This is a genomic window from Salinimicrobium tongyeongense (assembly GCF_026109735.1).
Classification (GTDB): domain Bacteria; phylum Bacteroidota; class Bacteroidia; order Flavobacteriales; family Flavobacteriaceae; genus Salinimicrobium; species Salinimicrobium tongyeongense.
Map to the genome: position 1 here is coordinate 1347375 of NZ_CP069620.1, position 13712 is coordinate 1361086.

A 13712-nucleotide genomic window follows, 5' to 3' on the forward strand; every position below is an offset into this window, starting at 1 on the left:
TGGTTTATTTTTTTAGTTGATCAATAATTTTTACTGCCATTTCCAGCCGCTGCTGCAAGTCACCTTCCAGGATGCGGTAGGCTAAATGGTTGTCGTCCAGGGCTTTTTTGAACCGGGCGAACATTTGCTCCCTGTCTTCAGGGCGGTCGCGCAGATCATCTTCAACCCAGGGAACATCAATATACGTTAAAAAATAGAGATCATACTGTGCCTTTAACGCATGTTTAAGAAGCGTTTGATCAACAAATTCGTCATAGTAGGCACGGCTGTACACTACCAGTTCAAGCAGGTTGGTATCGCAAAAAAGATATTTATCGGCTTTAGTTTGCTTAAGGTTTTCAATGGCCATCTGACCACGGGCTATGGGCAAAAGGTCATGAGGTTCGCAGGTCTCCTGCTGTTCATCCCACTTCTTTTGCAGGTATTCCCTCATATATTCGGGCACCCACTGGGTATTGTAGTGTTGGGCCAGCATTTGGGCCAGGGTGGTTTTCCCTGTAGACTCGGGTCCAAACAGCACAATTTTTATGACATCACGTGACCGCCGCTGCTCAAGCTCTTCTTCCATGTTTTATATCCGTAAACTGCGATTATGGTAAACAAAAGGTACTGTAAACTTGTAAAAGTAAGCCCCTTGTAGAAATAAAGGGGCACCGAAATGATATCCCCAACAATCCAGTAGATCCAGTTTTCCAGTTTTTTTCTGGCCATGAGCCACATTCCCACAAAAAATATGGCCGTGGTCACGGTATCTACATAAGCTGTCCAGCTATTCCACTTGTCAAAATACTCGTAGACCCCAAAAGTAAAAGCCATGGTAGCAACAAAAATCATGAGGCTCCAAAAATGCTCTTTTTGAGTGGTGGTGGTAATGGGAATATAATGCCGGGCATCTACCTTGCGCGTCCACACATACCAGCCGTAAATGCTCATGGTAGAGTAATAGACATTGATCATCATATCGCCCAGCAGCTCCCACTGCCACAACAGATAAACAAAAATAACGGTACTAATAATTCCGGTAGGGTAAACCAGGATATTCTCCTGCTTTGAATACCAAACCGAAAGAAAACCGAACACCACCGCAATGAGTTCGAGAATTATGTAAAGCGTTGGATAATCTGAATACTGCTGAAAGAAGAAATCAAAAATCGGCTGCATAGTCGCTTCTGTTTCCCTTTACAAGTTTCATGGTAAGCAGCACATGATCTGAAGCCTGAAAAGTTTCCCTCACCTCTTCAGTAAGAAATTCCATCACCTTGTCGTAATCGCCATAGACCTGGGTGCTCAACGGATTTTCCATCACGGTCAAGCCCGAACTGCGAAGTTTCTTGATAAAGGCTTTAATTGGGGCTTCAAAATCATCCTGAAGCGGAGTAAGAGCAAGTTCTACTGAAATTTGCATGTCTTATAGTTTTGTCTCAAAATTAGGAAGATTAAGACGTAAAACCGGCCTTTTTGAAAACTTTTGCTGTAGCTGGAGAAAATCAGAGAAAAAAATGCCCTTTTTCAAAGGCTGTGCCTATCACCACCATATTGGCCCCGGCAGTATAAGCCGCCTCTAGCTGCTCTTTTGTTCTTATCCCACCGCCAACAATAACGGGTAATTGCACGGCTTCTTTTACTGCGGAAATTATCCCTGCCCCAACAGGAATATTTGCGCCGCTACCGGCTTCGAGGTACACCAGGCGTTTTCCCATATATTTTCCGGCCATGGCAGTGTCTACGATTTGTTGCACATCATTCTGCGGAAGCGGCTGGGTTTTACTGGCCTTTTGCACGGCAGTTTCCTTTCCGCCATCTATGAGCAGATAGGTCGTGGGAATGATTTCAAGCCTGGTTTTTGAAATTAGCGGCACAGACCTCAGCTGCTGCCCAATAAGGTAATCGGGATTTCTCCCCGAGAGCAGGCTTAGAAAAAGGAGCGCATCGGCCTTACCTGAAATTTGCTGGTGGTCACCCGGAAAAAGCACTACGGGAAGATGGGTTTCGGCTTTAATGGCTTTTGTACATTCTTCTACCGCTTCAGGCGTACAGGTACTGCCCCCAATAAAAATATGGGTAGTCAAAAAGGGCATTTTCCGAAGAAAATTTTGAGCAGTGCTGCAGTCGAATTTTTCAGGATCTATTAATACCGCCAGCATTCTGGCACCGGCTTTTTCCGCAGAAATAATTTCGTCAAGCACTTTTGACATTAAGAGACTTTTCGAAGGGTGTAGACGCAGGTGAAACCTTCAAATTCGGTAAACTCGAATTCGTACCAGCTGGTATGGCCGTTAAAAGTGATCTTTCCGGTGGTTTTCTGGACGTCAAAATCGAAATCGGTAATATTGATGTGTTGCAAAAAACTCACTTTTGGCTGAGCATAAAGCTTGTAAACGGCTTCTTTGGCGCCCCAGACTATAGTGAGCTTTCTAATGAGCGCATCGGTGTTTGCGAGGGTGCGGTATTCTTCAATAGGAGTGAACTTTGGCGCGATTAAAAGGATTTTCTCCCGTTGCTTCTCAATATCTATCCCCACTTCCCTGTCGCTCACAATAATTCCGGAGAAATTAAAAGAATGGGTGATAGAAATATATTTGCCATCTCGCAGATGGGGTTTTCCAGCTTCATCATAAAAAAGGTCGCTGTCTTCATAACCTGCTTCGGCCAGCAAATGCCGCACGCTCATAAAACCGCGGCGGTGAATATCACTTTTCATGCCCTGCACCCTTTCGCTGCATAAGGGGGTGAGCGCTATACCTTTACTTAACTCTTCAAAAGGCTCTTCGATCTTCCAAATGAGAACGTTAGTGGCCTTATTTATTGTTATTCTTTTGTAAAGGGGCATATATAACTCTTAGATATTCTGTATTTTTGCAGTTCTGAAAATGCTAAATCAAATATAATAATATGTCAACGAAAACAGTGCCTTATACCCAGTATAAAGTAAAAGATATTTCCCTGGCAGAATGGGGAAGAAAAGAGATAGAACTTGCCGAAGCCGAAATGCCGGGCCTTATGGCTCTGCGTGAGGAGTATGGAAAAGAGCAGCCTTTGAAGGGGGCTCGCATTGCCGGCTGCCTTCACATGACCATCCAGACTGCTGTGCTTATTGAAACTCTTGTAGCTCTTGGAGCCGAAGTAACCTGGAGTTCATGTAACATCTTTTCTACTCAGGATCAGGCTGCCGCTGCAATTGCCGCTGCAGGAATTCCTGTTTATGCCTGGAAAGGGATGAATGCTGAAGAATTTGACTGGTGTATTGAGCAAACGCTTTTCTTTGGAGAAGATCGCAAGCCCCTAAACATGATCCTTGATGACGGGGGTGACCTCACCAACATGGTACTCGATAAATACCCCGAACTTGCCGAAGGCATCAAAGGACTTTCAGAAGAAACCACTACGGGAGTGCACAGGCTTTACGAGCGCATGAAAAACGGCACCCTTCCCATGCCCGCCATCAACGTGAACGACTCTGTAACCAAGTCAAAATTCGACAACAAGTACGGGTGTAGAGAAAGTGCGGTTGATGCCATTCGCCGTGCAACAGATGTGATGCTTGCCGGTAAAAGAGTTGTGGTTTGCGGATATGGCGACGTTGGTAAAGGTACTGCTGCGTCTTTTAGGGGTGCAGGCGCCATAGTTACAGTAACCGAAATTGATCCCATTTGTGCCCTACAGGCTGCAATGGACGGGTTTGAAGTAAAGAAACTTGAAACCGTACTCCCAAAAGCCGATATTGTGATCACCACCACAGGGAATAAAGACATCGTTCGTGCCGAGCATTTTAAGGCAATGAAAGACAAGACCATTGTTTGTAATATTGGACATTTTGACAACGAGATACAGGTTGCGTGGCTGAATGAAAACTACGGAAACACCAAATCTGAGATCAAGCCACAGGTGGACAAATACACTATTGACGGGAAAGATATCATCCTTCTTGCCGAAGGTCGTCTGGTAAACCTTGGATGCGCCACAGGACACCCGAGTTTTGTAATGAGCAACTCTTTTACAAACCAGACCCTGGCACAAATCGAACTTTGGAAGAATACTGACCAGTATGAAAACAAAGTGTATATGCTTCCGAAGCATTTAGATGAGAAAGTAGCTGCCCTTCACCTTGAAAAAATTGGTGTGGAGCTTACCGAACTTTCTGAAGAACAGGCTAAGTATATTGGTGTAACTGTTGAAGGCCCGTTTAAACCGGAGTATTACAGATACTAAGGAAGTACGAAGTTAGAAGTACGAGATTAGAAGTACGAGATTAGAAGTACGAGATTAGAAGTAAAATCCTCTTCAAAAATGACATTTTTGGAGGGGATTTTTTTTAACCTCTCATGAACATATTGATGAAGAAGGCTGCGAAGATGACACACATGAGGGCTATGACCAGCCACAACCAGAATTTTGACATAGACACCGCACTTTCTTTTGAAGCAGAACCATCTAAAAATCCGTTTTCCCTCAGAAGGGCTTCTGCTCTCTTTTTATCACGGTCATGAACCTCTATTCTTACCCCCAGTGCAAAATTGGTATTGGCAGCTTCATCAAGAATCCTGTACCTCACATTATTTTGCTCAAAAATATTTTTAAGCAGGATAACCTGGTTTTGTGCTGAAGTCTCAAAAATGGCAGAATAGCTCATAATTTCCTGGTTGGTATAAGTTTTTACTCCACATTCATGAACATGACAATCACCACGGCCACTATGATGAGAATAATGGCTGCCAGAAAGATAAATATCCATCTCTTTGCCCTCAAACTGCGGCGCACAGGTGCGTGAACCTGACTTACGGTAAGGAAGCCGGTTTGATCCAGGAGCTCTCGGGCACGGGTTTTGTCTTCTTCGGCTACCTGCACCCTCTTTACTTTTCCGGTCTCATCAGGTTCTACCCGGTAATCAAGACCTTCTTCGGTATACACCCTCTTCAGGACAGCTATTTCATTCGGGTCTTTTGTGGAGTAAATGGTGAAGTACTTCATGATCCTGAATTTTAAGGTTTCCTATAAAGATAAAAAAACCCTCCTGAATAAATTCAGAAGGGTTGATTATAGTATCTTAAAAAGCAAGTTCTTAAGCCTGGAACGGTTCTATAGAAACGTAAGACTTGTTGTCTTTCTTTTTAGTAAATTTTACAATACCGTCAATTTTGGCATGTAAAGTATGGTCTTTTCCTGCATACACATTCTCACCTGGATTGTGAGCAGTACCTCTTTGTCTAACGATGATGTTTCCGGCAACGGCAGCCTGTCCTCCAAAGATCTTCACACCTAAGCGTTTCGATTCTGATTCCCTACCGTTCTTGGAACTACCAACTCCTTTTTTGTGAGCCATTTCTTTTTACTTTTTACGGTTAAACGTTTAGCTTAAAGCAGCTATCAATTCGGCTTTTTTCATTGAAGAATATCCTTCAACTCCTTTTTCTTTAGCCATTTCTCGAAGTTCGGCAACTGTGTTGCTGCTAAGGTCATTATTGGAAGCTTTATCTTCTTTAGTTGATTTTGCTTCTTCTTTCTTAGCTGAAGTTGCTTTTTTACCGTTTACTGAAATTCCTTCAATAGAAATTTCGGTAAGAGCCTGGCGGTGTCCATTCTTTACACGGTAACCTTTTCTTCTTTTCTTTTTGAAGACAATTACTTTGTCTCCTTTTAGGTGCCTGGTGATTTTAGCATCAACCAAAGCTCCTTCTATAGCTGGGGCGCCAAGCGTAATATCGTCACCATCACCTGTAAGAAGAACTTTATCGAAAGAAACACTGTCTCCTTCTTCTCCTGCAAGCCTGTGAACAAATACCTTCTGGTCTTTTGCAACTTTAAATTGCTGCCCTGCTATCTCTACAATTGCGTACATAGCGTCTTTAATTAAGGGTTTACGATCTCGCCCTGAGATTTTTCAAGGCGGGTGCAAATATACTCCTAATTAATTAATTTGCAAAGGCTTTATTTAATATGTATGTTTCTTACCCTCAGCAGTATTCCAGGAAGGTTTGTACAACTGCATTATTGCCAGGGTAACTACAAGAGAAGTAGCAAAACCCATAAGAGCAACGGTAAAAATGAGCATGCCAATTGGCACAAACCAATCGGTCTCCCACATGGTAATAAGTTCTTCAGAAAAATTGGGGTTTAGCTCACTGGTATAGACGGCAAAAAAAGCAGTAAATAGAATGGTCGCAATAAATCCGGCTGTTAGGCCTGCCATGAACCCTTTTTGATATTTGAATTTACCCACTTTTTTATCGCGGTATTTCTTAATGGCAAGAAAAATACCGCCGCCGGTAATAACCATATTGAAAATACTGTAAGCAGGGTTCTTGTGCAATTCAAACAAAGATAACAACAAGAAATAGCCTATTAACGCGATCGCGATATAAATTCCATACATCAATGGAACAGATGATCTTTTCATGTGTTGGTTTTTGTGATTTTTATAAATTTCCAAAAAATAAGAGGAAATAAGCCTTAATAGCTTGTTAATTTAGAATTTTCTGTACATTTTGCCTTTCAGGAATTTGGATTCCTGTAACAAATTCTCACTTCCCCCTACTTATAAAAAGTATTTAATGATAAACCATAATATAATGATCAACAAACTTAAGTTAGCTGCCTTTGGCTTGTTCCTTGGTGCAACAGGAACAGCTCAGGAAGTTGAATTTGTAGAGTACACACTAGACAATGGTCTTGATGTGATACTTCACCAGGACAATTCAGCTCCGGTCGTAACCACCGCCGTGATGTATGATGTGGGAGGTAAAGACCGAATAAACAACAAAACCGGGTTTGCCCACTTTTTCGAACACCTCCTTTTTGAAGGCACCGAGAATATTGGCCAGGGAGAATGGTTTAAAATGGTCTCATCTAACGGAGGGTCCAACAATGCCAACACCTCCAACGACCGTACCTATTACTATGAGATCTTTCCGTCAAACAACCTGGAGCTGGGTCTGTGGATGGAATCTGAAAGAATGCTGCACCCGGTGATCAAACAATCGGGCGTTGACACCCAAAATGAAGTTGTAAAGGAAGAAAAAAGGTTGCGTTATGATAATGCTCCGTATGGAAACCTGGTCAACGAAATTTCTTCAAAACTTTTTGAAAAGCACCCGTATAAAGATCCAAACGTAGGCTATATGGAGGATCTTGACGCCGCAACCCTTGAAGAATTCAAAGAATTCTTTGACATTTACTACAAACCGAACAACGCTACTCTTGTAGTTGCTGGTGATATAGACATTAACGAAACCAAAGATCTTATCAAGGCTTACTTTGGCCCTATTCCCGGAGGTAAAGAAGTTACCAGAAACTTTCCGGAAGAGGAGCCTATAACCCAAACCATTGAGGCTACAGCCTACGATTCAAACATCCAGATCCCTGCCATCCTGCTTGGCTATAGAACTCCCGGCATGACCGAGAGAGATGCTTACGTATTAGACATGGTATCTTCAGTTCTGTCTGATGGTAAGTCTTCCCGCCTTTACAAGAAACTTGTAGATGATCAAAAACAGGCTCTTGAAGTTGCTGCGGTTAATCTTGCTCAAAAAGATTATGGGCAATATATAGTATTTGCCCTTCCGTTAGCCCAAACGCCTTTAGACACTCTTGTAAGTGAAATTGATGAAGAGATCAACAAGCTTCAAACAGAACTTATTAGCCAGAGGGAATACGAAAAGCTTCAGAACAAATTTGAGAACAGATACGTGAATTCCAACAGTACTGTTGCAGGTATTGCCAGCTCCCTGGCAACCTACCAGATGCTTTATGGAGATGCTAACCTTATTAACAAGGAAATAGACATTTACAGATCTATTACCCGTGAAGAAATACGAGATGTTGCTAAAAAATATCTTAATCCAAATCAACGGGTTGAACTGGAATACCTTCCAAAGGAATCTGAACAATAAAATAAAAAATTACGATGAAGAATAAAATTATAGCCTTAGCACTTCTATTCCTGGCGACAACAGGAATCCAGGCACAACAAATAGATCGAAGCCAGCAACCAAAAGCCGGCCCTGCACCCAAAATCAACCTCGAAAAGCCGGAAACCTTTAAGCTGGAGAATGGCCTTAAAGTTCTGGTAGTAGAAAACCACAAATTACCACGTGTCTCCATGACGCTTACCATGGACAACCCTCCACATGCTGAGGGTGACAAAGCAGGAGTTGCGGGGCTTATGGGCTCTGTACTGGGAGAAGGAACCAAAGATATTCCAAAAGACGAATTCAATGAGGAGATAGACTATCTTGGAGCAAACGTGAATTTCTTTTCTCGTGGCGCTTCAGCCAATACGCTCTCAAAATATTTCCCCCGGGTTTTGGAGTTAATGTCTAAAGGTGCCCTGAACCCAAATTTCACAGAGGAACAATTTAATACTGAAAAAGAAAGAGCCCTTGAAAACCTGAAAGCTTCAGAAAAAGATGTGGCTTCAAATGCCCGCAGGTTAAGCGCTGCCCTAAGCTACGGAAAGAACCACCCATACGGGGAATTCTCTACAAAAGAAACTATTGAGGGCTTAACTTTGGCCGATATTAAAAATTACTACAACAACTATTACGTGCCACAAAATGCATATTTAGTGGTTATTGGAGATGTAAAGACCCCTGAAGTAAAGAAGCTTGTTGAAAAGAATTTTGGCACCTGGAAAAAAGGTAACCTTCCAAAGAACTCACTTCAAGAAGTTAGTAATGTTCCCGAAACCCAGGTGAATTTTGTTGATTTCCCAAATGCAGTACAAAGTGAAGTGCAGGTTACCAACACCATTCAGCTTCAAAAAGGTGATCCAGACTACTTCCCTGTATTGATCGCCAACAAGATCTTAGGTGGCGGTGGTGAAGCCAGGCTGTTCCTAAACCTGCGGGAGGATAAAGGCTACACTTATGGCGCCTACTCCAGCACGGGAGACGACAAATATGTTGCCCGTTTTGTTGCAAGCGCAAGCGTGCGTAATGCAGTTACAGACTCTGCCGTGGTGGCTTTTCTTGATGAGCTGCACAGGATTAGAAATGAAAAAGTTTCTGAAGAAGAACTGGCCAATGCCAAGGCAAAATACACAGGAGATTTTGTACTGGCCCTTGAACGCCCGTCAACCATCGCTCAATACGCATTGAACATTGAAACCGATAACCTGCCGCAGGATTTCTACCAGACTTACCTGAAGAAGATCAATGCGGTAACTGCCGAAGATATTCAGCGTGTAGCTAAAAAGTACTACCTGGCCAACAATGCAAGGATTGTGGTTGTGGGAAAAGGTAGTGAAGTAGCCGGTGCCCTTGAAAAACTCACTTATAACGGAAAAGATATTCCGGTGAAGTATTTTGACAAATACGCCAATGCCATTGAAAAACCCGATTTCAACAAAAAGGCAGACCCTTCAATGACTGCTGCAAAAGTATTTGACAAATATATTCAGGCCATTGGCGGAAAAGATGCCGTTAACGACATTGAATCGGTTTACATGATCGCACAGGCCGAAATCCAGGGGCAAAAAATGGATCTGGAAACCAAAGTTACTTCTTCCGGAAAAGCTTCTACCGTGATCTCTATGGGTGGAAATGTTATGCAAAAACAGATCTTCAACGGGGCTACAGGTTTTGTCGCTGCACAGGGCCAAAAGATCCCTTATACCGAAGAACAAATAACGGCCGCAAAAGCCGAAGCTCATCCTTTTCCTGAATTGATCGCCGAAAATGCCACTTTAGAAGGGATTGAAGATGTAGACGGGCAGGAAGCCTATGCTGTTAAAATGGATGAAACCACTACCAACTACTACAGCAAAGACAGCGGATTAAAACTGAAGCAGGTAAAGACCATGACCCAGGGGCCACAAACAATGACAATCCCCATCACTTACAGCGACTACCGCGAAGTTGAAGGAGTGAAATTCCCATTCGGGCTATCTCAAAGCATGGGCGCAATGAACCTGAACTTCGAGATAAGCGAAATCATGGTGAACGAAAATGTAACCGATGCCGACTTTGAATAAGGAAGTAAGCTTTATTTAAACAAACTGAAAGCCGGTACAATGATGTACCGGCTTTTTTTAACAATAGCTAAAGATAAAAACTGCTCACAAAGGGCAATTTTTAACAAGATTTTGTCAGTTCCAAATAGGGCTTTGACTTAAAGAAACAGATGGCTCTCCGGCTGGGCGGCAACCAGTTCTGTACTCTCCTTCTCTACGGTCATGTCCTCTTGCTTCTGAAGATCAGCAAGTTCAGCGGCTGCAAATTGCCAGGCAATCAAAAGAGAGAATCCAACAAAACACGCAAACCCAAAAAATAGTCTCTTTTTCATTTCATATAGGGATTAGAAATTCAATAGCAATGTAAAGTTAAGAAATAGTTAAAAACACTCCAAATGCATCCCTAACTAATTTTTTTTCCTGCTATTTACGATCAACACTCCCATAATGATGATCACTCCGGAAAAGAGCTGGACCAGGGTAAATTCCTCTCCGTCAAGAATTCCCCAACCTACCGCCACTATAGGCACCAGATAAGTAACCGAAGTAGAAAATACCGGATCTGAGATCTGAATGAGCTTATTAAAAACAATTAAAGCTGCGCCTGTTCCCACCACTCCGAGTATGCCTATATACAGTAAACTCAGTGGTACATTTGGTGCAGACAGTGTTTCTTCAGAAAAGAATCCGGTACTGGCGAGCACAACGAGAGCGGGCAATACAATTACCATAAAGTTACCCGTAGTAATGGCCAGGGCGGGCAGGGTTTGCAGATGCCTTTTAATGATGTTGGCATTAAAGCCATAAAAAAGGGAAGCTAAAATTACCAGTAAAGAATACCAGTAATTTTGATGGGGGTTAAGCGTGGCTCCACTCCATATCAAAGCTGTGGTTCCCGCCAGGCCAACAATGACCCCTATAAATTTCTTTTTCACAAAAGCCGCTTCAAAGACTATTATGCCCACCAGCATAGACAGTAAAGGCGTGGTGGAATTGAGAATGGAAACAATGGCACTGTCTATTTCAGTTTCAGCAAAAGAGAAAAGATAAGCGGGAAAAAAAGTTCCGAAAAAGCCTGAAATGCCAATCCACAGCCACTGCTTCCCCTTTATGTATTTTAGAGACCTAAGGCCAATCATGATCAGAAATAAAGCTGCAAACACTGTTCGCAACGACCCTACCTGCAAGGCAGACAACCCGACCAAAGCTTTTTTGATGAGGATAAAAGAACTGCCCCAAACCAGGGCAAGCAGGCAAAGATAAATCCATTTAAGGCTACTATTGGGCATATCAAAATTTGAACTGCCAAAAGTAAGAAACTACGGCAGAAAATTACTGATTTCCCGGTTGCCACTTCACGGTTTCCATAAGGTGGCGGATATCCTTTTTAAGATAAGCCGCAGCCGGCAGGATGGAATCAAAATTTGGCTGGGCTTCAAAATACACCGAGCCGGTAAGGAAATGGCTGGTACTGTCAGTAAGGTAAAACTGTGCCTGTGATGCCGCATCTCCCAAAACCTGGTAGAACATACCATAAGTATTGTGAAAATTGTTGGTGTAAACAGACCCCTCAATAGCATCGGCCTTGATGGTGTGCTGCAAAGGCAATTTTTGGGCGTCGGCAAGCAGTGAATCCAGGTTGTTCTCTACCGGCTGATAAGTGATAAAAATAGTGCCTTTCAACTTAGGGTATTCTAAATTTAACCAACACTCTTTCCCTACCCTGGAAGGCTGCACCACAGCCATGGAGTTTTTTTCAAAACCATAGGGGCAGGCATCTTTCAAAAAATAGGAATACTCTGCTTTTGGATACTCCAGCGCCAGGAACGCATTGGGTTTGGGCTGCACTTCATCGCCGCATGAGATCAAACCTGTCAAAAATGCCAAAAAAATTATTCTTTTCATCCTGCTGCGGTGATACTCACTTTTATTTGCTTAATTCTCTTCTTGTCTACAGCTTCAACCGTAAAACTGTAGCCGTCAAAAAGTATTACATCGTTCTTTCGAGGGAAACTTCCTGAAATTTCCAGCAAAAAGCCTGCAAGAGTTTCGGCCTCTCCTTTATTTTCTTCAAACAGTTCAGGATTTTCAAGTTTTATCACCCTGTAGAAATCCTTCAGCGGAGTTTTTCCTTCAAAAACGTAGTTATTCTCATCTAATTTTGAAAAGATAAGGTCTTCATCATCAAATTCGTCGCTTATATCTCCAACAATTTCCTCTATAATGTCTTCCAGAGAGATGAGTCCGCTGGTTCCCCCGTACTCGTCCACCACTATAGCCAGGTGGTTCTTTTTATTTTTAAAGTCGTTCAAAAGATCGTCCAGCTTCTTATTTTCAGGCACAAAATAAGGCTCCCTCAACAAGGAAGTCCATTCGTAATTCTCTTCTTCGAGAAAAGGCAGAAGATCTTTCACATACAAAATCCCGGTGACGTTGTCTATATTTTCTTTATAGACCGGGATGCGCGAATACCCGTTTTCTATGATCTCGGGAATGATTTCACTGTACTGCTGGTTCTCGTTAAGCGCAAAAATATCCATACGAGGCCGCATCACCTGTTTGGTATCGGTGTTTCCGAAGGAAACAATTCCGCGCAAGATCTTTTGCTCCTCCTTGGTGGTGTCGTGCTGACTCGTTAACTCCAGGGCCTGGGATAATTGATCTACGCTTAGCCCAACGCTCTTGTTCCCCAATCTCTGGTGAATGCCCACAGTTACCGCCCTCATTGGAATGCTGAGGGGAGAGAACAACTTATCGAGCACATTAAGGGGGTAGGCCATAAAATGCGAAAAGACCACCTTATTTCGGCTGGCATAAACTTTTGGGAGGATTTCGCCAAAAAGCAGGATTAGGAAAGTGACAACCACCACTTCGAGCAGGAACTGAAGATCGACCCCCATAAAAACCGTGTCAATATTTTCAAATGCTGTATCGGTAAGGTTATCGAACAACAGGATGATGGCAATATTGATCATGTTGTTGGCCACGAGTATAGTAGCCAGCAACTTTTTGGGTTTATCGAGCAGGCTTATAACAATTTGCTCTTTTACGCTCCTCCTGGATTCTTCCACCTCAAAATCGGCAGGGGTAAGTGAGAACATAGCCACCTCGGCACCCGAGATAAGGGCAGAACAAATGAGCAAAAGCATTGCCGTGACAACACCTAATAGCTGCGGAAGGTTATCGACTAAAAGAGGTATAAAACTGGCAGGATCGGGATCCAAATGTGTAACTTTTAATTAAACTTAGAAGGGAAGGTCATCTTCCTCCTCCTGTGAAAAACTTTGTGACTGACTGGCTGAAGCTGCATTCTGGCGAGGCTGGTTGTACTGCTGCCCCTGCTGCTGCTGCTGAGACTGGCCGTAGCCACCACCAGCCTGGTTGCTGCCTGCACCAGGTGCTGAAGCATCTTTAGGGGTCAAAAAGGTGAAATCGGTACACTGAATTTCGGTAGAATACCTTTCAATCCCTTTGTCGTCCTGCCATTTTCTGGTCTTAATCCTTCCCTCAATGTAGACTTTATCGCCCTTCTTGAGGTACTTTTCACAGATTTCGGCAGCTTTGTTGCGCACCACTATATTGTGCCACTCGGTATTTTCGACCTTTTGACCTGTAGTTTTGTTGGTATAAACCTCATTGGTTGCCAAAGGAAAACGCCCTATAGATCCACCTCCTTCAAAATAGTGCATTTTCACATCGTCTCCAGTGTGGCCAATAAGCATTACTTTATTTAAGGTTCCGGTCATGATTTGTAGTTTTAGTTACA

18 protein-coding genes are annotated in these 13712 nt (G+C 43.0%); 3 read left to right on the forward strand and 15 right to left on the reverse strand.

Annotated elements, in window-relative coordinates:
* Nucleotides 1-4: 4 nt before the first annotated feature.
* From JRG66_RS05945 to JRG66_RS05965, 5 genes are all read right to left on the reverse strand, one after another.
* Complete coding sequence (locus tag JRG66_RS05945) at nucleotides 5-568, reverse strand: AAA family ATPase (RefSeq protein WP_265164910.1); 564 nt, start codon at nucleotides 566-568, stop codon at nucleotides 5-7.
* On the reverse strand, nucleotides 526-1161 hold the full coding sequence (gene pnuC, locus JRG66_RS05950; RefSeq protein WP_265164912.1) for a nicotinamide riboside transporter PnuC: 636 nt from the start codon (nucleotides 1159-1161) through the stop codon (nucleotides 526-528). The genes JRG66_RS05945 and pnuC overlap by 43 nt, the downstream gene beginning before the upstream one ends.
* Nucleotides 1145-1405 carry a YkoF family thiamine/hydroxymethylpyrimidine-binding protein gene (locus tag JRG66_RS05955; protein WP_265164914.1) on the reverse strand — a complete coding sequence of 87 codons (261 nt, stop codon included), beginning with the start codon at nucleotides 1403-1405 and terminating at the stop codon, nucleotides 1145-1147. The genes pnuC and JRG66_RS05955 overlap by 17 nt, the downstream gene beginning before the upstream one ends.
* An 82-nt stretch (nucleotides 1406-1487) precedes the next feature.
* The gene (locus JRG66_RS05960; RefSeq protein WP_265164915.1) at nucleotides 1488-2195 is read right to left on the reverse strand and encodes a phosphoglycerol geranylgeranyltransferase; all 708 of its coding nucleotides are present in this window, start codon (nucleotides 2193-2195) and stop codon (nucleotides 1488-1490) included.
* A complete protein-coding gene (locus JRG66_RS05965) occupies nucleotides 2195-2830 on the reverse strand; it encodes a 4'-phosphopantetheinyl transferase family protein (protein WP_265164916.1) in 636 nt (211 codons plus the stop codon). Before JRG66_RS05965 ends, JRG66_RS05960 begins: the two co-directional genes overlap by 1 nt.
* A 62-nt stretch (nucleotides 2831-2892) precedes the next feature.
* Here JRG66_RS05965 and ahcY point away from each other — a divergent pair, with 62 nt between their 5' ends.
* Entirely contained in the window at nucleotides 2893-4209 is a 1317-nt protein-coding gene (gene ahcY, locus JRG66_RS05970; RefSeq protein WP_265164917.1) for an adenosylhomocysteinase, read from the forward strand.
* Between the two features lie 103 nt (nucleotides 4210-4312).
* Here ahcY and JRG66_RS05975 read toward each other — a convergent pair whose 3' ends face one another.
* The 5 genes from JRG66_RS05975 to JRG66_RS05995 all read right to left on the reverse strand — a co-directional run bounded on the left by JRG66_RS05975 (nucleotide 4313) and on the right by JRG66_RS05995 (nucleotide 6394).
* Nucleotides 4313-4630, reverse strand: a complete 318-nt coding sequence (locus JRG66_RS05975; protein WP_265164918.1) for a putative signal transducing protein — start codon at nucleotides 4628-4630, stop codon at nucleotides 4313-4315.
* 23 nt (nucleotides 4631-4653) lie between these two features.
* Nucleotides 4654-4968, reverse strand: a complete 315-nt coding sequence (locus JRG66_RS05980) for a hypothetical protein (RefSeq protein WP_265164919.1) — start codon at nucleotides 4966-4968, stop codon at nucleotides 4654-4656.
* A gap of 91 nt (nucleotides 4969-5059) precedes the next feature.
* The gene (rpmA, locus tag JRG66_RS05985; protein ID WP_265164921.1) at nucleotides 5060-5320 is read right to left on the reverse strand and encodes a 50S ribosomal protein L27; all 261 of its coding nucleotides are present in this window, start codon (nucleotides 5318-5320) and stop codon (nucleotides 5060-5062) included.
* Between the two features lie 27 nt (nucleotides 5321-5347).
* On the reverse strand, nucleotides 5348-5836 hold the full coding sequence (rplU, locus tag JRG66_RS05990) for a 50S ribosomal protein L21 (protein ID WP_265164923.1): 489 nt from the start codon (nucleotides 5834-5836) through the stop codon (nucleotides 5348-5350).
* A gap of 93 nt (nucleotides 5837-5929) precedes the next feature.
* Nucleotides 5930-6394, reverse strand: a complete 465-nt coding sequence (locus tag JRG66_RS05995; RefSeq protein WP_265164925.1) for a DUF4199 domain-containing protein — start codon at nucleotides 6392-6394, stop codon at nucleotides 5930-5932.
* Nucleotides 6395-6566: 172 nt separating this feature from the next.
* Between JRG66_RS05995 and JRG66_RS06000 the strand changes: the two genes are divergently transcribed.
* Nucleotides 6567-7886 (forward strand): M16 family metallopeptidase, encoded by a 1320-nt coding sequence (locus JRG66_RS06000; protein ID WP_265164926.1) that lies wholly within the window; start codon nucleotides 6567-6569, stop codon nucleotides 7884-7886.
* 14 nt (nucleotides 7887-7900) lie between these two features.
* Nucleotides 7901-9967: a M16 family metallopeptidase gene (locus JRG66_RS06005; RefSeq protein WP_265164927.1), complete on the forward strand. Its 2067-nt coding sequence runs from the start codon at nucleotides 7901-7903 to the stop codon at nucleotides 9965-9967.
* Between the two features lie 137 nt (nucleotides 9968-10104).
* On the opposite strand, the gene JRG66_RS06010 is transcribed toward JRG66_RS06005, so the two are convergent.
* The 5 genes from JRG66_RS06010 to JRG66_RS06030 form a co-directional block, all read right to left on the reverse strand.
* Nucleotides 10105-10278, reverse strand: a complete 174-nt coding sequence (locus tag JRG66_RS06010; RefSeq protein ID WP_265164929.1) for a hypothetical protein — start codon at nucleotides 10276-10278, stop codon at nucleotides 10105-10107.
* Between the two features lie 75 nt (nucleotides 10279-10353).
* Nucleotides 10354-11235, reverse strand: coding sequence for a DMT family transporter (locus JRG66_RS06015; protein ID WP_265164930.1), 882 nt, complete (start codon nucleotides 11233-11235; stop codon nucleotides 10354-10356).
* A gap of 43 nt (nucleotides 11236-11278) precedes the next feature.
* Nucleotides 11279-11851 (reverse strand): gliding motility lipoprotein GldD, encoded by a 573-nt coding sequence (gldD, locus tag JRG66_RS06020; RefSeq protein WP_265164931.1) that lies wholly within the window; start codon nucleotides 11849-11851, stop codon nucleotides 11279-11281.
* A complete protein-coding gene (locus JRG66_RS06025; RefSeq protein ID WP_265164932.1) occupies nucleotides 11848-13170 on the reverse strand; it encodes a gliding motility-associated protein GldE in 1323 nt (440 codons plus the stop codon). The genes gldD and JRG66_RS06025 overlap by 4 nt, the downstream gene beginning before the upstream one ends.
* Nucleotides 13171-13191: 21 nt before the next feature.
* On the reverse strand, nucleotides 13192-13692 hold the full coding sequence (locus tag JRG66_RS06030) for a single-stranded DNA-binding protein (protein ID WP_265164934.1): 501 nt from the start codon (nucleotides 13690-13692) through the stop codon (nucleotides 13192-13194).
* Nucleotides 13693-13712 lie beyond the last annotated feature (20 nt).

Coding starts and splice junctions, on each gene's coding strand:
- JRG66_RS06000 (WP_265164926.1), top strand. CDS start 6,567: ATGATCAACAAACTTAAGTTAGCTGCCTTTGGCTTGTTCCTTGGTGCA.
- JRG66_RS05965 (WP_265164916.1), bottom strand. CDS start 2,830: ATGCCCCTTTACAAAAGAATAACAATAAATAAGGCCACTAACGTTCTC.
- JRG66_RS05995 (WP_265164925.1), bottom strand. CDS start 6,394: ATGAAAAGATCATCTGTTCCATTGATGTATGGAATTTATATCGCGATC.
- rplU (WP_265164923.1), bottom strand. CDS start 5,836: ATGTACGCAATTGTAGAGATAGCAGGGCAGCAATTTAAAGTTGCAAAA.
- JRG66_RS06005 (WP_265164927.1), top strand. CDS start 7,901: ATGAAGAATAAAATTATAGCCTTAGCACTTCTATTCCTGGCGACAACA.
- pnuC (WP_265164912.1), bottom strand. CDS start 1,161: ATGCAGCCGATTTTTGATTTCTTCTTTCAGCAGTATTCAGATTATCCA.
- ahcY (WP_265164917.1), top strand. CDS start 2,893: ATGTCAACGAAAACAGTGCCTTATACCCAGTATAAAGTAAAAGATATT.
- JRG66_RS05975 (WP_265164918.1), bottom strand. CDS start 4,630: ATGAGCTATTCTGCCATTTTTGAGACTTCAGCACAAAACCAGGTTATC.
- JRG66_RS05955 (WP_265164914.1), bottom strand. CDS start 1,405: ATGCAAATTTCAGTAGAACTTGCTCTTACTCCGCTTCAGGATGATTTT.
- JRG66_RS05960 (WP_265164915.1), bottom strand. CDS start 2,195: ATGTCAAAAGTGCTTGACGAAATTATTTCTGCGGAAAAAGCCGGTGCC.
- JRG66_RS06015 (WP_265164930.1), bottom strand. CDS start 11,235: ATGCCCAATAGTAGCCTTAAATGGATTTATCTTTGCCTGCTTGCCCTG.
- JRG66_RS05980 (WP_265164919.1), bottom strand. CDS start 4,968: ATGAAGTACTTCACCATTTACTCCACAAAAGACCCGAATGAAATAGCT.
- JRG66_RS06010 (WP_265164929.1), bottom strand. CDS start 10,278: ATGAAAAAGAGACTATTTTTTGGGTTTGCGTGTTTTGTTGGATTCTCT.
- rpmA (WP_265164921.1), bottom strand. CDS start 5,320: ATGGCTCACAAAAAAGGAGTTGGTAGTTCCAAGAACGGTAGGGAATCA.
- JRG66_RS06030 (WP_265164934.1), bottom strand. CDS start 13,692: ATGACCGGAACCTTAAATAAAGTAATGCTTATTGGCCACACTGGAGAC.
- gldD (WP_265164931.1), bottom strand. CDS start 11,851: ATGAAAAGAATAATTTTTTTGGCATTTTTGACAGGTTTGATCTCATGC.
- JRG66_RS05945 (WP_265164910.1), bottom strand. CDS start 568: ATGGAAGAAGAGCTTGAGCAGCGGCGGTCACGTGATGTCATAAAAATT.